The organism is Rhodococcus gordoniae (assembly GCF_001646655.1).
GTDB classification, from domain to species: Bacteria; Actinomycetota; Actinomycetes; order Mycobacteriales; family Mycobacteriaceae; genus Rhodococcus; species Rhodococcus gordoniae.
Window position 1 is genome coordinate 64,565 of sequence record NZ_LPZN01000050.1, and the last position, 17,885, is coordinate 82,449.

Below are 17,885 nucleotides of genomic sequence, written 5' to 3' on the forward strand. Positions count from 1 at the left end.
CCGGTCCTACACGGCAGTCCGGTCAGACCGGTCGGTGTTCTGCGGGATCCGTCGCTCCCTCTGCGACGGCGCGGAACCGTTCCAGGTCGTCCGGATGGAATTCCGGCCGGGCGACGACCGCGTCGACGAGCATGCGCAACTGGTGTTGCAATGCCGGCACGTACTCGGTGCGTCCCTGCTCCGAGACGTAGTCGACGAGCATGCGCAGCACCCGGGCGAGCGCTGTGGCGACGTGCAACTGCGCCGAACCGGCTTGTCGGATCTGCTCGAAGGCATGCTCGATGTACTCCTCGGGAGAGAGGATCCACGGACGCAACAGGATCCGACCCTCCGCACCCGCGATCGCCGGCGCCGGATTGTCGGTGACCAGTAATGTGCGCAGGAGACTTCCGAGCCGCAGCACCACTTCGGTCGCGGTCGTCGGATCGTTGATCGCCTGGCTCAGCGCGCGCAGCGCGATGTCGACGAGTTGCCGCAGCGCGAAGTCCACGTCCTGCTGCATGGTACGTACATTCGAAATCTCCACGGCCGCCTCGAGTCGCCGTAGCGTCACAGCCCGCTCCGGCGTCGGATGGATCCGGAGAAGAGGTTCCCCTCGGTGGATGTACGCGCCGGGTCGTGTCTCCATTCGTACAACGGCCCTCGGTGGGACAACGGCGAGAACGAGCTCGGCCGGCGCCTGGGTCACCCAGCCGTCACGCGGGGCGTACACCGTCGCGCCTTCCGAGAAATCCGATTCCGGCACCCGCTCCGCGTGGAGCTCGCGGTTCGCGCTGCGACCCGTGTGCGAGATGACATTCTCGGCTTCCGACGCGATGCTGCGCACGACCTCACCGACCTGCAGACCGTGAGCCAGCCGATTCAGATAGGCGATGATGAGAACCACGGTCGACACTGCGAGGGCCACCGCGAGAGTGGTCGACAGTGTGGGGGCCGGCGCCGCCTCGTCCGCGCCGATGTGGCGCAGCGTCAGTACGCAGTAGACGAACGTCGCGACCAGCATTCCGATGACCGTCTGGCTGACGCGGTCCCGGATGAAGGAGCGCATCACCCGCGGCGAGAACTGACTGCTGGCCAGCTGCAGGCTCACGACGGTCAACGAGAAGACGACACCGGCGGTGGTGATCGTGGCGCCCGCCACGGTGCTCAGCAGCCAGATCGCCGCATTGCTGTTCATCTTCATGCCCCAGGGGAAGGGGTCGACGCTCCGATCGATGTAGCCGCTCACCTCCGCGAGCACGGCTCCGGCGACGACGATGAGGGCGGGCAGAGCGAACAGACTCTCCCGAAATCGGTACACCCCCGCAGCGATCCGTAGCTGCATCCACGATCTCGGCAGAGTGCTCATGCCCACCAAGCTAACCACCGAGTGCCGGTACTGCGGGTACTCGCATCGAACGTCCCTGCGGATCGGTCGTTGCCGATCCATGAGATACTCGACGGACAACTGAACAGCCACCGAACCGCGGCGGGAGAGTCCCGCACACAGCGGGCGCCGAAGGAGCAACCTCCCCGGGAATCTCTCAGGCCCCCAGACCGCCACGGCGAGGCTCCTCTGGAAAGCAACTCTTCCGGGTTCACCGAAGGTGTAAGCGGATCACGTCCGCGAAAGCTCTCAGGTCCGATGACAGAGCGGGGAACGACATCACCCGCTGGTGCTCTCTTCGAGCACCCTGGACCCGAGGAAGACGTGTGACCGTTTCCCTGGGCGCGCCGCCGCGCGCCGGTACTTCGCTGTCCGCGCCGCCGCGCGCTGTCGATTCGCTGTCCGAGCCGAGTGGTCCTGTTCTCCCTCCCTCCCCCACTCCGACGTCGCCGCCGCGTGCGAACCGGCGGCTCGGAATCGCCGCGATCGTGTTGTCCGCGACGGCGATGGGTGCCGCCGGCCTGTTCGGCCGCAAGGCCACACCCGACGGCGCGGTTCTCGGCGAGGCACTCACCCTCGGACGGATGGCGGTGGGGGCGATCGGCATGCTCGTCCTGATCGCGTTGTCCCGACGACTCGGGCAGGTGCGCCGAACCCGTTTGTCCTGGCCGGTCGTGGGAGGAGGCGTCTTCCTCGGACTGTCCCTCGCGACCTATCTGTCCGCCACGGTGTTGACCGACCTGTCCCGGGCCGTGGTGCTCCACTATCTCGGTCCCGTCGTCGCGACAATCCTCGCGCGGGTGTTCCTGAAGGAAGGGATCGGTCGCCTCGACGCGCTGTCGATCGGGATCGCGTTCGCCGGGATGCTCCTTGCCGCCGGTCTGGTGGGCGGTGATCCTTCCGGGGGCGAGCACGAGACGCTGGGCACGGTGCTGGGCGTGGCCTCGGGTCTCTTCTACGGTGCGGCTCTGCTGTGCTACCGCTGTCGCACCGACATGCCGTCCGACGTCCGGTCCCTGTGGAACTTCGTCTTCGGTGCCGTCGCGACGGGCGCGATGGTCGTGGTGACCCGACCCGACATGTCGGGGATGACCGTGACGCAGTGGCTGTGGGCCGCCGGGTTCTTCGTCGTCTGCGGTCTGTTCGCCCTCGGCCTGCTCGTGGTCGCGGGGAAGCATCTTCGTGCTGCGGAGCTGTCCGGACTGTCCTACCTCGAAGTCGTGGTCGCACTGATGATCGGCATGGCGGCGTTCGGAGAGTCCGTGACGGTGCTCGCCGCGGGAGGCGCCGGGCTGATCCTGGTGGCCATGGCGCTACCGATGCTCGGACGCCGATAGCGAGTGGGAGGCTGTGCCACTCGGCGCACCCTCCCACTCGGATCCGTTGGGCTACTGCTGTTGTCGCGGCGGTTCGGCCGCCTCTTCGGCCGCATCGTTCGCCATCCAGCGTTGCGCCGGTGGCGGGGTGGGCAGAGCCGACCGGCCTCCGCCTGCGCCCTGCGCATCCTCTGTTGCGAGACCTGTCCGGACCGCAGGATCGACCGGCTTGCGCGCGACCGCCTCGGCTTCGGCGACAGCCTGGGCCACCTCCGGGTCGCGCTTGGTCGCGAACCAGTCCTCGACCTCGGCACTGTCGTCCTCGGGCCGCTGCAGCGCCTCTTCGACGGGACTCGGCTCGAACCGGAAGACACCGTCCTCACCGGGCGCGCCGAGGGTTCGCGCGAACCCTTCGAGCGCCTTACCGAAGTCGCTCGGCACCACCCACATCTTGTTGGCGTCGCCCTGCGCCATCTGCGGCAGCGTCTGCAGGTACTGGTAGGCGAGCAGTTCCGGAGTGGGCTTGCCGGCCTTGATCGCTGCGAACACCTTCTCGATGGACTTCGCCTCGCCCTGGGCCTCGAGATAGCGGGCCGCGCGATCACCCTGGGCGCGCAGAATCCGCGATTGCCGGTCGGCCTCGGCTTCGAGGATCGCGGCCTGTTTGGCGCCTTCGGCGGAGAGGATGCGCGATTGTTTGTCGCCCTCGGCGGTCTTGATCGCCGATTCACGGTTGCCCTCGGCCGTGAGGATCATGGCACGCTTCTCACGATCGGCCTTCATCTGCTTCTCCATCGATTCCTGGATCGACGGCGGCGGATCGATGCTCTTGAGTTCGACTCGGGCCACCCTCAGTCCCCACCGTCCGGTGGCCTCGTCGAGCACACCCCGCAGCTGGCCGTTGATCGAATCGCGGGAGGTGAGGGTCTCTTCGAGGGTCATTCCGCCGACGACGTTGCGCAAGGTGGTGACGGTGAGCTGCTCGACGGCGGCGATGTAGTTGCTGATCTCGTAGACGGCGGCCTGCGGGTTCGTGACCTGGAAGTACACGACCGTATCGATGCTCAGCGTGAGGTTGTCCTGGGTGATGACCGGCTGCGGCGGGAACGAGACGACACGTTCGCGCAGATCGACCTTCGCCCGGATACGATCGACGAAGGGCACCAGGAAGGTGAGCTGACCCGATGCCGTCCTGTAGTACCGGCCGAGACGTTCGATGACCGCGGCCTCCGCTTGAGGTACCAGCGATACCGATTTCGCCACGACCACCACGACCAGTGCCACCACCACGGCGAGCACGATCAATGCTTCCATCCTCAGACACCCCTCCATACGACGGCTGTCGCGCCGTTTATCTGCATCACTGTCACTGTCGTACCCGGCTCGTACACCTCGGTGGCATCCAGTGGTCGGGCGGTCCACACGTCGCCGTCGATCTTCACGCGCCCGGAATGCTCCCCTACCTGCTCCAGGACGAGGGCATGCTTTCCGGGGAGAGCGTCGATACCGGTCGGCAGAGCGGGCGGCAGGGAGTACCTCCGCCTCAGCATCGGCCGGACGCCGAGCAGCAGCACCACCGATGTCACCGCGAAGATCATCGCGTCGATCCAGACCGGAAGATCGGTCGCCGCGGAGACACCTCCGGTGAGGAGCGCAGCGGCGCCGAGCATCAGCAGCGCGAAATCGCCCGTGAGCGCTTCGCCGGCCGCCAACGCCGCTCCGGCGATCAACCAAATCAATGCGGCCACGGTCACCATCGAACCACAAATCGGACATCCCGGCAGACGCCCTGGTGGAACAGCTGCCGCACGCGTCGTTCCTCCATGCTCCGTGACGCACGAGCGATTCCGGGGGTGGAATTCTTTATTTCTTCGACTTCCGTCCTGTCCGGATTACATCACCGAGTCATCACGTAACCGCTCGTGTACCGGTCCGAGGTGCGCCGGTCCTCAGCCCTCGTCGGGTTCGGTCACGAAGTCCACGAGACGCTCCACCGCGCCGATGAGATGCGATTCGAGGTCCCGGAACGAGTTCACGGCGCCGTACACTCGTCGCCACCCCTCCTGCGGTGTGCCCCAGCCGAGTTCACGGCACACCCCGGTCTTCCAATCCTCGCCGCGCGGGATGGTGGGCCAGGCGTCGATGCCCACGGCCTTCGGCTGCACCGCCTGCCACACGTCGATGTAGGGATGGCCGGTGACCATGACGTGCGGACCGAGGTTCGCGGTGAGGCGCTCCTCCTTGGACCCGGTGACCAGGTGGTCGGCGAGGACACCGACACGCCGGCCCGGTCCGGGCTCGAACTCGGCGAGGCGGGCACCGAGATTGTCGAGGCCCTCGAGCTGCTCGACGACCACTCCCTCGACCCGCAGATCGTGTCCCCACACCCGTTCGACGAGGGCGGCGTCGTGCACGCCCTCCACCCAGATCCGGCTGCCCCGCGCCACGCGTGCCCGCGCACCGTCGACACGGGTCGATCCCGAGGCCGACCGGGTCGACCGCGCCGCGGGACGGGCCTTCGGCCGGACGAGGGTGACGGGCGTTCCGTCGACGAGGAACGCCGCGGGCCGCATCGCGAACAGCCGGGTACGTCCCTGCGCGTCCTCGAGTCGCACGAAATTGCCGTCGTAGGTCTTCTCGATGCCCACGATCGCACCGCACCAACCGGATGCGGCGTCCTCGACGACGACACCGCGATCCGCTGCGAGTTCGGGAACGGCTTTCTTCTTCGTGCGGGCGTGACCGGCGTAGATGTCGCCGCCGTATATGTCGCGTGGGCTCACGCCGGTCGACCCTAGGACATCGCGCGGGGTGGCTCGCGCCGCCACGCCGACCACCGCCCGGGCCGCCGTATGCTTTCGGGGTGAGTTCTCCGAGCCTGACGCTGACCGTGTGGGCGGGGTCGTGGCTGTCCGGTCACACCTCCCCCGACGACGTGATCGACGCATTGCACGAATGGGCGCCGATGCATCTCGTGGGTGCCCACGATGCGGCGGCGGCCTCCGCAGCCGGCCTCCCCGACCGGGGGGTCGCCGACGGTGCCGCCCTGCTCCTCACCCTGATCCGCCGCGTCGACACCGCTGCCGGCGCGGGACTGCGTCTCGTCCTTCCCGCCCCGGGCGCCGTACACGCCCTGCCCGCCGGCACCGCGTTCGCATCGGCGGCACTCGCGGCAGGCGAAGGCGTCGTCGTGGGAGCGCCCGGTACCCCGGGACTGGGTCTGGTGCCCGTGATCGAGGGTCCGGACGTCCTGCGGTGGAATGTCTTCACCCTGCCCGCCGTCCTCGAGATCGCACTCGACGGTGGTCTGGGTGCGGCCGAGTACGCGATGAGGGAGGCGGTACGCGATGCCGCCTCCGCGCTGAGCGGTATCCCGACGGTCGGCACCGACGGTCGCCGTACCGACCCGCGAGCGGAGATCGCCGAGGAGGTCGCCGAACTCGCCCGGCACCGGTATCCCCCCTCACTGCCCGCACGTGCCGTGCGCATCCTCGACACCGCCGACCAGGTGGCGGCGATCCTCACCGTGGCGGGCCGCGGTGGGGGTCTGCGTGCCGGTTCGGTCTCGGGCACCGCCGGTCGCGAAGGCGCGCTGCAGCCGCTGTGGGCCGCGGTGCGCGAGGCCCGTGTCGGCGCGGTCGCGGCTGCTCTGCGGGCCGAGCATCATCGTTGACCGTTCCCGGGCCGCGCGGTGACCGATCGGTGAACGGCGCCCTCCCCCGTCGGTGACGCCGGGATGAACGGTGAGCACCCGCAGCCCGATCGGCCCGGAGCGTCGTTAACCTGACGATCCTGAGCTCGCCGGAGTCCGCCGGCGTGGGGACGAACAGGACAGTTCTCGATATGTCGCATCCTTCCGACCGATCCTGGCGTTCGAGCGCCACCCTCGCCCGTCTGCGCTCCGGACTCGCAACGCTCGGACCCGGCGAACAGCGCGTCGTGCGCACCGTGTTGACCGAGCCCGCCGCGGTGGTGGAGTTGTCCACCGCCGAGCTGGCGGCAGCATCGGGCACCTCCCCGGCGACCGTCGTACGCGCCTGCCAGAGTCTCGGTTTCCGCGGTTTCCACCATCTTCGTCTCGAACTGGCCCGGGCGGCACCGGATCCCGAGCACCCTCCTGCTACTCCTCTGGATTCGGCGTTCTCGGCCGCGACGGAAGCACTCACCGCGACCCGCGCAACCGTCGACGAGGCCGGTTTTGCACAGGTCGTCGACCTCGTCGTGAGAGCCCGTCGAATCCTGTTGGTAGGAAACGGTTTCTCGTCGCCGCCGATCCAGGACGCGGCCCTGCGCCTCACCACGGCCGGTCGCAGTGTCGAGGCTCCGGTCGACATTCTCGGTCAGCAGTTCTCGGCCCGGCTCCTGACCGCCGACGACCTGTGTCTCGCGGTCAGCTATTCGGGCGCGAACACACACACTCTCCGGGCATGTACCGCCGCACACGAGCGCGGTGCCACGATCGTGTCGGTGACGAGCTACCCCGGCACACCACTGACACGCATCTCGGATCATGTGCTGATCGCCGGTGCAGGTGCCCACGAGAACGAAGCGGACTCGTTCTCGGCACGCGTGTCGCAGAGCACGATCCTGTACGCGCTGCAACGAGCCGTGCTCGCCCACCCGGAGCATCCGGAGGTTCACACCGGCGCCCACGACGTGGTGGCGGCAGCGCTGACCGACACACTTCCCGATTGTTAACCCGTTCGACAACGCCCGTTCCGGACGAAGGGGCCGAACGTTCGATCCAACCGCCCACGATATGCCTTGCCGGAACGGTGTTCCGGAGGCAGTGGAACGGTGAGAGAGGCAAATCGTGGAGTCCATCGAGGTCGACGGTGTGTTCAATGTGCGCTCGGTGTCGGGGCCGTACCTGGCCCCCGGCCGACTGTTCCGTTCCGCCACGCTCGACCACCTGACGGACGAAGGGCGGAAGGTGCTCGAGCAGATCGGGATCCGAACGGTCATCGATCTGCGGGACAACCGCGAGCGACCGGGGAGCACGGCCACCGCATCGTGGAACGTCCTGCACCATCCGCTCTACGATCCGGCGACCGGCCCACCCCGAAGCGGTGAGATCACCGCGATCTACCGCACCCTGCTCGACGAGCGCGGCACCGCTCTCACCGACGCCGTCCGGACCCTCGCGTACTCTCCCGCCCCGGCGCTCGTGCACTGCACCGCAGGCAAGGACCGCACCGGACTCGTCGTCGCAGTGGCGGCGGCCGCGGTCGGAGTACCCGACTCGGCGATCCTCGACGACTACTCGTGCTCGGGGCCTCGGCTGCGACCGTACCGCGAGAATGCGGTGCGGATTCTGCTCTCCGATCTGACGCTCGACCCGGCACAGTACGCGGAATCCGTGGAACTGCACCTGGATTCCCCGGCCCCGGCCCTGCAGTCGGCACTCGACCACATTCGTCGGCGACACGGGTCGGTGACGGGATATCTCGATGCCCACGGCTTCACCGCGGACGATCTCGCTGCTCTGCGAACCCGCCTGCTCGGCGAACCGGAACTGACGGTGTTGCACCTGAGCGACGTCCATGCACGCGGTACCGAGGACCCCTCAGGGCGCGGTACCGAAGAATTCTTCTTCGGTGTCGACGGCGTGGGACGTCTCCGTGCGGTGATCGAGGGAGCCTCGACGTCGCGTCTACGGCCGGACATCGTGGTCGTCACAGGTGATCTCGCACATCGGCGGGCGGCCTCCACCTATCCGCGACTCGCTGCGGTCTTCGACGAGATCCGCACGCGTCTGCAGTGCCCGGTGCTCACGGTGCCGGGCAACCACGACGACCCGGTCGCCTTCGCGTCGGTGTTCGGCACGAATCCTGAGGAACACCTTCGAGGGTTCCGGGTGCTCGGTGTCGACACGAGTCCGGGGTCGCTCTCATCGGACGAGCTCGAGCGGTTGTCGCACGAACTCGCGACTCCGGCTCCGTACGGGACGGTGGTCGTGATGCACCATCCGCCGGTTCCGTCGCCTGCCGCCACGTTGACGGGCCGTGAACTCGCCCGCGCCGACGAATTCGCCGCGGTACTGCATGGTTCCGATGTCACCGCGATCCTCGCCGGCCATTTCCATCACCCGATGGCCGGTGTGTTCGCGGGGGTCCCCGTCTGGGTCGGCGGCTCTCTGGCCTACCTGCAGGACATCGGAACGCCGGGGGACTCCCTCGTCGCCTTCGACGACCCTGCCTACTCGCTCGTGCAGTGTTCCCGTTCCGGTGTCCGTGCCCTACCCGTGGCACTGCGCACCCCCGAGGTGCTGTTCCGGTCGAGCCCTACGCTCACCGTCGCCTCCTGATCCTCATCTCCCTCCCCGTCGTCCCATCACAGGAGCACAAGTGACATCCCTTCCCCGTCTCGTGTCGGTTGCCGCGCTCGGCACGGTCGCCGCATTCGCCCTCGCGGCCTGCTCGGAGCCGGCCGCCTCCGATTCGGAGCAGACCGGTTCGTCCACCGGCGACGCGCAGACCATCACGGTCTACACTTCCGAACCACAGGCCAAGATCGACGAGATCGCCGCAGTATTCACCGATGAGACAGGTATCGGTGTCGAGATCTTCCGGGCCGGCACCGGTGACCTGACGGCTCGGATCGAGGCCGAACGCACCACCGGTGAGATCGGCGCGGACGTGCTGCTCGCCGCCGACGCCCCGACCTTCGAAGGCTACAAATCCGAAGGGCTCCTGCAGCAGTACACACCCACCGAGTCGAACGCGCTGAATCCCGATGTCGTCGACCCGGAGGGCTATTACGTCGGCACGCGGATCATCCCGACCGTCATCGCCTACAACACGACGGCCATCGAGACGCCCCCGACCTCGTGGAAGGAGCTCACCGATCCGGGCTATCTCGGACGCATCACCCTGCCGAACCCGAACGTCTCGGGTGCTGCGGCGTTCAACACCGCCGTCTGGCTCGACACCTCCGAGCTCGGCGAGCAGTGGCTCGCCGGTCTTGCCGCGAACGAGCCCGTCGTCGCCGAGAGCAACGGCCCGGTCGGCCAGGCGGTCGCGGCCGGGACGCAACCGGTCGGCATCGTCGTCGACTATCTCGTCCGCGAACTCGCCGCGAAGGGATCTCCGATCGCGGTGTCCTATCCCACCGACGGTGTCCCGTACATCACCCAGCCCGCCGGCATCTTCACCGACTCCGACCGGACCGAAGCCGCCCAGAAGTTCGTCGATTTCCTCGTGAGCAGGAAGGGGCAGGAAATCGCGGTCTCACAGCAGTATCTTCCGGTGCGGGACGACGTGGGCACACCTGCCGGTGCTCCCGCCCTGTCCGAACTCACGCTGCTGACACCGGACCTCCAGACGATCACGGACACCCAGGACGAGGCTGTCCGGAAGTTCGATGACCTCGTCGGCTGACCTCCGCACTCGGCCCGCCGCCCGCATGCCCTCCGGGCGGCGGGCCGATCCCGTCCTCGGTGTGCGGGTCGCGGTGTGGGTGTTCGTCGCCGCCGCGATCATCGCCCCACTCGCGACCGTGGTGGCGCTCGGCGCGAACGGGCGGCACATCGGGCAACTCCTCGACGACGATATCGCCGGGGCCGCGATCAACAGCGTCGTCTCGGCGGGATGCTCGGCGTTGTTCGCCGTCGTCCTGGCCACCGCGATGGCGTTGTTCCTCGACCGTACCGATCTACCCGGCCGAGGCTCCCTCCGCCTGATCATGCTGTCGCCCCTGTTGATTCCGCCGTTCGTCGGTGCCATCGCCTGGACGGGGCTGCTCGGCCCCAGCGGAATGGTCAACCGCTTCTGGACCGACCACGTCGGAGGCCCGCTCTGGAACATCTACGGGGGCGACGGGGTGGTGTTCCTCCTGACGGTGCACTCCTATCCGATGGCATATCTCATCATTTCGACCGCGCTACGCAGGATCCCCGGAGACCTCGAGCAGGTGGCGCGCATCGGCGGAGCCTCGCCCTGGCAGGCGATGCACACCGTGACGATCCCCCTGCTGCGACCGGCACTTCTCGCCGCGTTCACCCTCACTGCGGTGGGCAACCTCGCCGACTTCGGCATTCCGGCCCTCGTCGGGCTGCCCGAGCGATACACGACCCTGTCGACGATGGTCTACCGGTACATCCAGTCGGGGACGGTCGATCGTCCCCTCGAGGTGGTGTCCACCATCGGCGTCGCCCTGCTGGCGCTCGCAGTGCTCGCCGTGGTGACGGACCGCGGATTGTCCCGCCGGCACCGGCAACTCGACGGAGCCGTCACCGCACGACGACAGATCCGGCTCGGGCGTGCGCGCGTCCCGGCCGGTGTCGCCGCGTGGGTCGTCGGCCTCGGCCTGACCGTCCTGCCGGTCCTGGCTCTCGCGACGCAGGCGCTGCTACCGGCGCCGGGCGTTCCGCTGACCTGGGACAACTTGACCCTGGACAGCATGGTTGCGGCCGTGACCGCGCCGGGAACCTCGGTCGGAGTGAAGAATTCGCTGATTTTGGCCGTCGGCGCAGGCGTCGTGTGCGCGGTGGCCGGCCTGGCGATCGGCGTGCTCACCACGCGCACCCGATCCCGCGACAATGCAGGGCTCGACCTGACGGTGATGCTCCCGCAGGCGGTGCCCGGCCTCGTCATCGCGGTCGGATGGCTCATTCTGGGCCGGTACACCGGATTGTTCGACACGCGGTGGGTGATCCTCTGCGCCTATGTGACGGCTTTCCTCGCAGTCGTCGTCCAGGCCGTACGCGCCCCGCTGTCGACCACGTCCGAGTCCCTGGAAGAGGTGGCCCGCACATCCGGCGCGTCGCGGCTTCGAGCGCTGCGGGACGTGCCGTGGGCGATGACCGTACCGGCCGCCGTGACCGGAGGCGTGCTGGTCGCCGTGACCGCGGTACGTGAACTGACGATGTCGGTGCTGCTCGTCGCGCCGGGCACCCAGACGCTGGGTGTGTCGATCTTCAATCTGCAGCAGGCCGGCGACTACAACGCCGCATCGGCATTGTCCCTGCTCGTCGCGCTCGTGGGAATCGCCGGCCTCGGTGCGGTCACGGCTTCCCGTGCGGCTCGCTGAACTACTCACAGATCGGATAATTTTTCATGTCCGCGATCACCCTGACCGGTGTCGACCTGCGCTTCCCCGACGGCACCGCAGGACTGTCCGGCATCGACCTCGACGTTCGGGACGGCGAATTCGTAGCCCTCGTCGGTCCGTCCGGATCGGGGAAGACGACCCTGCTCCGCACGGTGGCCGGCTTTGTCGACCCCACCGAGGGCACGATCCGGCTCGGTGAAGACGTCGTTGCCGACGGCACTCGGAGTGTCCCCCCGGAGAAGCGCCGTCTGGGCATGGTGTTCCAGAACCACGCCATCTGGCCGCACCGGAACGTGGGCCGCAATGTCGCGTATCCGCTGGAGATCGCGAAGCTCCCGCGTGCCCACCGCGCGTCGCGGGTCGCCGAGGTGCTCGAGCTGGTGGGGCTTCCGGGTCTGGAGAAGCGGGATCCGGCGACCCTGTCCGGCGGGCAGCGACAACGGGTGGCGCTCGCGCGCGCACTTGCCGGCCGGCCCCGCGCTCTGTTGCTCGACGAGGCGTTGTCCGCCCTCGACGAGCCGCTCCGCGACCGGTTGCGTCTCGAATTGCGCACCCTCACCCGCTCCCAGCAACTCACGGTCGTCCACGTGACACACGATCGTGCCGAGGCGCTGGCGCTCGCCGACCGCGTCGTGGTGCTCGACCACGGCCGGATCCTGCAGATCGGCACACCCGAGGATCTCGTGCTCCGCCCGCGGTCCGCCTTCGTCGCCTCGTTCTTGTCGGATGCGAATCTGCTGACCGGAAGCGTGTCGGCGGACGGCTTCGTCAGCGACGACGGTGCCGTCCGGCTGCGACCGGATGCGATTCCGGACGATGCCTCCGGGCCGGGCACTCTCGCAGTTCTTCCCGGCGACATCACGTTGACGGCACCACAGGACGCGCCGAGGCAGGGCATCGTGATGTCGTCGCTGTTCGGACGCGATGCCAGCGACGTCGTCGTCTCGTGCCACGGTATCGAATTCCGTTGTGCCGTCGCAGGGTTACGTCCGGCGGTCGGAGACCGCGTGGGAGTGTCCGTCCACCGCGCGTTGTTCTACCCGTCGACCGGCAGGGTGACGACCGACGAGGACGCGAACGTGTTGTCCGGGGTGGGTCGATGAACACCACCCGACTGGCTCTCGTACGGCACGGGCGTACCGACTGGAATCGGCGCGGCCTGCTGCAGGGCAGCACCGACGTCCCACTCGACGAGGTCGGCCGGGAGCAGGCACGGGGCGCCGCGCGCCTACTCGACCTCCTCGACCCCACCGGCTGGGACACCGTTGTGTCCTCGCCGCTGTCACGCGCGTACGACACCGGCCGAATCGTGGCCGCCCATCTGTGCATCGGGATGTCCGGAACGATTCCGGATCTGGCCGAACGTACCTACGGCGATGCCGAGGGCTCGACCCGGGAGGACGCCGAGGCGCGCTGGCCCGGCGGGAATTTCCCCGGACTCGAACCCCTGGGGGCAGTCGCCACGAGAGGCGTACGCGCACTCGACGTCGCTGCCGCGATGCACCCCGGCTGCCGGATCGTGGTCGTCTCGCACGGCGCACTGATCCGCGCTGTACTCGACCGGTTGTCACCGGAACCCGCGCCGCGCATCGTCAACGGCGCCGTGAGCGAACTCGAATGGTCCGGCCGGTGGGTGGTGCGATCGGTCAACCGCACCGCGCCACCGGACCCGGACGCCCGCGCGGGGCGGGTCAGCTCCGCTGCGCGGTGACCAGCAGGTATTCCCAGTCCATCGCTCCGCCACCGAGATCGTGACGCTGGGCGAGTTCGAGGAGCTCACGATCGAGGGACGCGACCCGCTCCTGATCGTCGGCGATGTTGCGGTACACCGCGATCGTGGGACCGTATGCGGCCTTGAAGAAGTCCCGGAAGTCCGCACCGGTCGCGAAGCACTCGACGCGGAGATTCTCGGTGCGTGCCTGCAGGTCGGTGACGCGATCGCCGATCAGTTCTCGTACGTGCACCTCGTCGCCCCACAGCGGTGGCGGTTGCGCGCCCGGAGGAGGCGGCGGCGCATACGGTTTCATCGTCGCGAACATCTGTCCGATGAAGCCACCCGGTGTCCAGCTCAGCAGGCCGATTCGGCCACCCGGCCGTGTCACCCGGAGCAGCTGGTCGGCGGCGGCTCGGTGGTAGGGCGCGAACATCACTCCGACGCAGGAGATCACGGCGTCGAAGCTCGCATCGTCGAACGGGAGCGCTTCGGCGTCCGCCTCCTGCCAGTCGAGATCCGCACCGGCCGCCTCGGCGTCACGCCGACCGACCTCGAACAGTTCCGGTGTCAGGTCGGTGGCGACGACCGTCGCTCCGGTGAGCGCGGCCGGAATCGAGGCGTTGCCGGACCCCGCGGCGATGTCCAGGACGCGGTCGTCCGGACCGATTCCGGTTGCGGACACGAGTGCGGGTCCGAGTTCGGCGATGACCTGTGTCGCCACCGCCGGATAGTCGCCGAGTGCCCACATCGCCCGGTGCTTGGCCTTGAGGACGCGATCGGCGTCGTGTGTCGTGGAGATGTCGGTCATCAGAGGATTCCTCCTGTCGAGGGACCCGGCTTCGGCACCGTCGGGCGGCGGCCCCGGGTCACAGATCGACTGTAGGAAGGCCGGGACGGTGTCCTCCAGTACACAATCTGTACCGCATCGCCGTCCGTTCGTGCTGGTCGCGGCGGTCCGACCGGCCTACTATCCGATCATGGGCCCGCCCTACCAGCAGTTCTGTCCCGTCGCCAAGGCGATGGAACTGTTCGACGAGAGGTGGACGCTGCTCGTGGTGCGCGAACTCGTGCTCGGCAGCGAACGGTTCAACGACCTCCGACGGGGCCTGCCCCGCATGTCACCGACGCTGTTGTCGAAGCGGTTGCACGGGCTCGCGGCGGCGGGCATCGTGCAGCGCCTCGAGGACGGAACCGACGTCCGGTACGTGCTCACACCCGCAGGACGCGACCTCGAGACCGTCGTCGACGCGCTCGGCGCCTGGGGGACGCGCTGGACCGGCAGGCTCGGCGACGCCGATCTCGATCCGAGGCTGCTGATGTGGGACATGCACCGGCACGTCGACCGTGCCGCCGTGCCGGGATCACGGACGGTCGTCGAGTTCGTCTTCCCAGCGGTCACCCACGCGGCGCGCCGGTGGTGGCTCGTCATCGGTCCCCACGAGGTCGACGTATGCGACGAGAACCCGGGATTCGAGGTCTCGGTCCGGGTGACGGCCGGGTTGCGGGAGCTGACCGAGATCCGGCGCGGCGAAGCCACCTGGTCGGACGCCGTGCGTTCGGGCACCGTCGTCGTCGACGGGCCGAGCGTCCTGCGTCGGTCTCTGCCGCGCTGGTTCCGCTTTCCCCTCGCCGTACCGGCCGGACAACCCGCCGGATGAGGCGGTGCGACAGATCAGTCCAGATCAGTCGGCGGGCCGGGCCGGGCGTTTCGGCGGCTCGCAGCACCCGACGGCGCACAGGCTCCCGTTGCACCCGGCTCCGAGCAGCGGTTCGGTGCCGCAGCGGCGGGCGGTGACCCCGTCGCGCCGTTCGTCGACGAGTTCGCGGACGAGTCGAGCGAAGCGCGGGTCGGTTCCGGCCGTGGCCGCGCGCGAGAAGCCCATGCCCAGCTCGGCGGCGCGGTCGCGGGCTTCGGTGTCGAGATCCCACACGACCTCGAGGTGGTCGGAGACGAATCCGACCGGCACGACCACGACCGCAGCCACGCCGCGTTCGTGCAGGGCCTCGATATGGTCGACGATGTCGGGTTCGAGCCACGGCACCCGCGGCGGACCCGACCGCGACTGCCACACCAGGTCGTAGTCGTCCTCGCCGAGCGCCTCGGCCACCAGCCGCGCGGCCTCGGCGACCTGGCGACTGTAGAGATGTCCGCCTTCCTCCGGCGGACCACCCGTCGCGTCGAAGGAACTCGGGACGGAGTGGGCCGTGAAGACCACGCGTGCGGAGTCGCGCACCTCGTCCGCGAGTTCGACGCGCGCTGCGCGCACCGCATCGGTGACGGCGTCGACGAACAGCGGGTGATCGTAGAAGTGCCGCAGCTTCGTCAGCTGCGGAGCGTTCTCGACGGCGTCCCGAGCCCGCGCGATGTCCTCGTGGTACTGCCGGCATCCCGAGTAACCGCCCCAGGCGGACGTCGCGAACACCAGCGCGTTGCGGATCCCGTCGTCGCGCATCCGGGTGACGGTGTCCTCGACCATGGGATGCCAGTTGCGGTTGCCGAAGTAGATCGGCAGTTCGATGCCGTGCGCGTCGAACTCGACGCGCACGGCATCGATGATCGCCCGGTTGAGGGCATTGATCGGCGAGACACCCCCGAAATGCAGGTAATGCTGCGCGACCTCGTCGAGCCGTTCCGGGGGGATACCTCGCCCGCGGGTGACGTTCTCGAGAAACGGCCGCACGTCGTCGGGACCTTCCGGTCCGCCGAACGACAACAGCATCAGCGCGTCGTACGCCTCGGGGGTGTTCGTCATCGAAATGCCTTCCGTGGTGCGGTCAGCCGCCGAAGCCGACCTGGGAGTGGAACCCGCCGTCGACGTAGACGATGGAACCCGTCGTCCCGGGTAGCCAGTCGGACAGCACCGCACACACGGTCTTCGCCACAGGCGTCGGATCATCGACGTCCCAGCCGATCGGGGACGCGGCCGACCAACCCTCGTTGAGCCGGTTCATCTCGGCGCCCGGACCGGTCGCGTCGCCGGCGATGGCCTTCGCGGCGAGCGTCTTGATCGGGCCGGCGGCGACGAGATTGGACCGGATACCGCGCGGGCCGACCTCCTTGGCCACGTAACGGTTCACCGACTCGAGCGTCGCCTTGGAGACACCCATCCAGTTGTAGAACGGCACGGCCCGGGACGGATCGAAATCCATTCCCACGATCGAACCGCCCTCGTTCATCACGGGAAGGACGGCCTTGGCGAGCGCACCGTACGAGTAGGCCGACACCTCGAGTGCCACCGCGACGTCCGTCCACGGCGCGTCGAGGAAGGGGCTGCCCAGGCACGATCGGGGCGCGAAACCGATGGAATGGACGACACCGTCGATTCCTTCCGGTGCGAGTTCGCGGATCTTGTCGGCGAGACCGTCGAGATCCTCCTGGTTCTGCACGTCGAGGCTGATCGCCGGCGGCACAGGCTGCGGGAGACGCTGCGCGATCCGGTCGATCAACCGGAGACGTTCGAAACCGGTGATGATCACCTTCGCGCCCTGTTCCTGCGCGACCTTCGCGGTGTGGAAGGCGATGGAGGCATCGGTGATGATGCCGGTGACGAGAATGGTCTTGCCCTCGAGCAGTCCGCCCATGAGTGTGTCGGTCCTCCAGTGAGATTCGGATGTGGTCGGTGCGACCGCGGTATGGTTCGCCGGACCGTCAGTGGCCCATGCCCATGCCGCCGTCGACCGGGATCACGGCGCCGGAGACGTAGGCGGAGTCGTCGGAAGCGAGGAAGCTGACGACGGCTGCGACATCCTCGGGCCTGCCCAGGCGCTGCAGCGGGATGAACTTCTTCGCGGTCTCACGCAGGTCGTCGGACAGATCAGCGGTCATGTCCGTCTCGATGAAACCGGGGGCGACGACATTGGCCGTGATCGAGCGCGAACCGAGTTCGCGAGTGACGGAGCGGGCGAGACCGATGACACCGGCCTTCGAGGATGCGTAGTTGATCTGACCGGCCTGGCCCGCGAGACCGACCACCGAGCCGAGGAAGATCATGCGGCCCCAGCGGCCACGCAGCATCGCGCGGTTCGCGCGCTTGGCACATCGGAAGGCGCCGGTGAGGTTCGCGTCGATGACCGAGGTGAACTGGTCCTCGGTCATGCGCATCAGCAGGGTGTCGTCGGTGATGCCGGCGTTCGCCACGAGCACCTCGACAGGACCCTGATGATCCTCGACCTCTGCGAACGCGGCATCGACCGAATCGGCGTCGGTGACGTCGCACCGCACACCGAACAGGCCGTCGGGCGCACCCGAACCGCGATGGGTGACGGCGACCTTGTGGCCGTCCGCCTGCAGCCGACGGGCGACGGCAAGGCCGATCCCGCGGTTTCCACCCGTGACGAGCACGGATCGAGGGGTGGCACCCGCACGCGTGGACGCTGCGGCACTTTCTGCGTCAGTCATGCGTTCCAACCTATCTGGTGGCCGGCCCAGGACGGAAAA

Annotated in this window: 17 protein-coding genes and 1 riboswitch; of the genes, 9 read left to right on the forward strand and 8 right to left on the reverse strand. The window is 68.3% G+C overall.

Going from position 1 to position 17,885, the window contains the following annotated elements:
* Positions 1–22: 22 nt before the first annotated feature.
* Positions 23–1,348 (reverse strand): DUF2254 domain-containing protein, encoded by a 1,326-nt coding sequence (locus tag A8G18_RS17675; protein WP_245207909.1) that lies wholly within the window; start codon positions 1,346–1,348, stop codon positions 23–25.
* A gap of 111 nt (positions 1,349–1,459) precedes the next feature.
* Positions 1,460–1,549, forward strand: a riboswitch (glycine riboswitch).
* Between the two features lie 143 nt (positions 1,550–1,692).
* On the opposite strand from A8G18_RS17675, the gene A8G18_RS17680 reads away from it, so the two are divergent.
* Positions 1,693–2,703 (forward strand): DMT family transporter, encoded by a 1,011-nt coding sequence (locus tag A8G18_RS17680; RefSeq protein WP_064064873.1) that lies wholly within the window; start codon positions 1,693–1,695, stop codon positions 2,701–2,703.
* Between the two features lie 51 nt (positions 2,704–2,754).
* Here the strand turns inward: A8G18_RS17680 and A8G18_RS17685 are convergent, their stop codons facing one another.
* The 3 genes from A8G18_RS17685 to A8G18_RS17695 all read right to left on the reverse strand — a co-directional run bounded on the left by A8G18_RS17685 (position 2,755) and on the right by A8G18_RS17695 (position 5,465).
* The gene (locus tag A8G18_RS17685) at positions 2,755–3,996 is read right to left on the reverse strand and encodes an SPFH domain-containing protein (RefSeq protein ID WP_064064874.1); all 1,242 of its coding nucleotides are present in this window, start codon (positions 3,994–3,996) and stop codon (positions 2,755–2,757) included.
* A gap of 2 nt (positions 3,997–3,998) precedes the next feature.
* The gene (locus A8G18_RS17690; protein ID WP_064064875.1) at positions 3,999–4,439 is read right to left on the reverse strand and encodes an NfeD family protein; all 441 of its coding nucleotides are present in this window, start codon (positions 4,437–4,439) and stop codon (positions 3,999–4,001) included.
* Positions 4,440–4,631: 192 nt separating this feature from the next.
* Complete coding sequence (locus A8G18_RS17695) at positions 4,632–5,465, reverse strand: DUF3097 domain-containing protein (RefSeq protein WP_064064876.1); 834 nt, start codon at positions 5,463–5,465, stop codon at positions 4,632–4,634.
* A gap of 80 nt (positions 5,466–5,545) precedes the next feature.
* Between A8G18_RS17695 and A8G18_RS17700 the strand changes: the two genes are divergently transcribed.
* From A8G18_RS17700 to A8G18_RS17730, 7 genes are all read left to right on the forward strand, one after another.
* Positions 5,546–6,355: a hypothetical protein gene (locus A8G18_RS17700; RefSeq protein WP_064064877.1), complete on the forward strand. Its 810-nt coding sequence runs from the start codon at positions 5,546–5,548 to the stop codon at positions 6,353–6,355.
* A gap of 170 nt (positions 6,356–6,525) precedes the next feature.
* Positions 6,526–7,380, forward strand: a complete 855-nt coding sequence (locus A8G18_RS17705) for a MurR/RpiR family transcriptional regulator (protein ID WP_064064878.1) — start codon at positions 6,526–6,528, stop codon at positions 7,378–7,380.
* Between the two features lie 115 nt (positions 7,381–7,495).
* The gene (locus A8G18_RS22605) at positions 7,496–8,989 is read left to right on the forward strand and encodes a tyrosine-protein phosphatase (RefSeq protein WP_084421923.1); all 1,494 of its coding nucleotides are present in this window, start codon (positions 7,496–7,498) and stop codon (positions 8,987–8,989) included.
* A 40-nt stretch (positions 8,990–9,029) separates the two neighbouring features.
* Complete coding sequence (locus A8G18_RS17715; protein WP_064064879.1) at positions 9,030–10,061, forward strand: ABC transporter substrate-binding protein; 1,032 nt, start codon at positions 9,030–9,032, stop codon at positions 10,059–10,061.
* On the forward strand, positions 10,045–11,712 hold the full coding sequence (locus A8G18_RS17720) for an ABC transporter permease (RefSeq protein WP_172506041.1): 1,668 nt from the start codon (positions 10,045–10,047) through the stop codon (positions 11,710–11,712). The genes A8G18_RS17715 and A8G18_RS17720 overlap by 17 nt, the downstream gene beginning before the upstream one ends.
* A 26-nt stretch (positions 11,713–11,738) precedes the next feature.
* On the forward strand, positions 11,739–12,836 hold the full coding sequence (locus A8G18_RS17725) for an ABC transporter ATP-binding protein (protein WP_064064880.1): 1,098 nt from the start codon (positions 11,739–11,741) through the stop codon (positions 12,834–12,836).
* Positions 12,833–13,444, forward strand: a complete 612-nt coding sequence (locus A8G18_RS17730; RefSeq protein WP_016934591.1) for a histidine phosphatase family protein — start codon at positions 12,833–12,835, stop codon at positions 13,442–13,444. The genes A8G18_RS17725 and A8G18_RS17730 overlap by 4 nt, the downstream gene beginning before the upstream one ends.
* Here A8G18_RS17730 and A8G18_RS17735 read toward each other — a convergent pair.
* On the reverse strand, positions 13,425–14,255 hold the full coding sequence (locus A8G18_RS17735; RefSeq protein WP_064064881.1) for a class I SAM-dependent methyltransferase: 831 nt from the start codon (positions 14,253–14,255) through the stop codon (positions 13,425–13,427). The genes A8G18_RS17730 and A8G18_RS17735 overlap by 20 nt on opposite strands.
* A 169-nt stretch (positions 14,256–14,424) precedes the next feature.
* On the opposite strand from A8G18_RS17735, the gene A8G18_RS17740 reads away from it, so the two are divergent.
* The gene (locus tag A8G18_RS17740) at positions 14,425–15,105 is read left to right on the forward strand and encodes a winged helix-turn-helix transcriptional regulator (protein WP_064064991.1); all 681 of its coding nucleotides are present in this window, start codon (positions 14,425–14,427) and stop codon (positions 15,103–15,105) included.
* A 24-nt stretch (positions 15,106–15,129) separates the two neighbouring features.
* Here A8G18_RS17740 and A8G18_RS17745 read toward each other — a convergent pair whose 3' ends face one another.
* The 3 genes from A8G18_RS17745 to fabG1 all read right to left on the reverse strand — a co-directional run bounded on the left by A8G18_RS17745 (position 15,130) and on the right by fabG1 (position 17,846).
* A complete protein-coding gene (locus tag A8G18_RS17745) occupies positions 15,130–16,200 on the reverse strand; it encodes a ferrochelatase (RefSeq protein ID WP_064064882.1) in 1,071 nt (356 codons plus the stop codon).
* Between the two features lie 22 nt (positions 16,201–16,222).
* Positions 16,223–17,029 (reverse strand): NADH-dependent enoyl-ACP reductase InhA, encoded by an 807-nt coding sequence (inhA, locus tag A8G18_RS17750; RefSeq protein WP_016935267.1) that lies wholly within the window; start codon positions 17,027–17,029, stop codon positions 16,223–16,225.
* Positions 17,030–17,096: 67 nt separating this feature from the next.
* Positions 17,097–17,846 (reverse strand): 3-oxoacyl-ACP reductase FabG1, encoded by a 750-nt coding sequence (gene fabG1, locus A8G18_RS17755; protein ID WP_064064883.1) that lies wholly within the window; start codon positions 17,844–17,846, stop codon positions 17,097–17,099.
* Positions 17,847–17,885: the final 39 nt, after the last annotated feature.

Bases quoted from the DNA above. Each gene is read 5' to 3' on its own strand.
- A8G18_RS17675 (WP_245207909.1), bottom strand. From the start codon at position 1,348: ATGAGCACTCTGCCGAGATCGTGGATGCAGCTACGGATCGCTGCGGGG.
- A8G18_RS17685 (WP_064064874.1), bottom strand. From the start codon at position 3,996: ATGGAAGCATTGATCGTGCTCGCCGTGGTGGTGGCACTGGTCGTGGTG.
- A8G18_RS17690 (WP_064064875.1), bottom strand. From the start codon at position 4,439: ATGGTGACCGTGGCCGCATTGATTTGGTTGATCGCCGGAGCGGCGTTG.
- A8G18_RS17705 (WP_064064878.1), top strand. From the start codon at position 6,526: ATGTCGCATCCTTCCGACCGATCCTGGCGTTCGAGCGCCACCCTCGCC.
- A8G18_RS17720 (WP_172506041.1), top strand. From the start codon at position 10,045: ATGACCTCGTCGGCTGACCTCCGCACTCGGCCCGCCGCCCGCATGCCC.
- A8G18_RS17725 (WP_064064880.1), top strand. From the start codon at position 11,739: ATGTCCGCGATCACCCTGACCGGTGTCGACCTGCGCTTCCCCGACGGC.
- A8G18_RS17730 (WP_016934591.1), top strand. From the start codon at position 12,833: ATGAACACCACCCGACTGGCTCTCGTACGGCACGGGCGTACCGACTGG.
- A8G18_RS17735 (WP_064064881.1), bottom strand. From the start codon at position 14,255: ATGACCGACATCTCCACGACACACGACGCCGATCGCGTCCTCAAGGCC.
- A8G18_RS17740 (WP_064064991.1), top strand. From the start codon at position 14,425: ATGGGCCCGCCCTACCAGCAGTTCTGTCCCGTCGCCAAGGCGATGGAA.
- A8G18_RS17745 (WP_064064882.1), bottom strand. From the start codon at position 16,200: ATGACGAACACCCCCGAGGCGTACGACGCGCTGATGCTGTTGTCGTTC.
- inhA (WP_016935267.1), bottom strand. From the start codon at position 17,029: ATGGGCGGACTGCTCGAGGGCAAGACCATTCTCGTCACCGGCATCATC.
- fabG1 (WP_064064883.1), bottom strand. From the start codon at position 17,846: ATGACTGACGCAGAAAGTGCCGCAGCGTCCACGCGTGCGGGTGCCACC.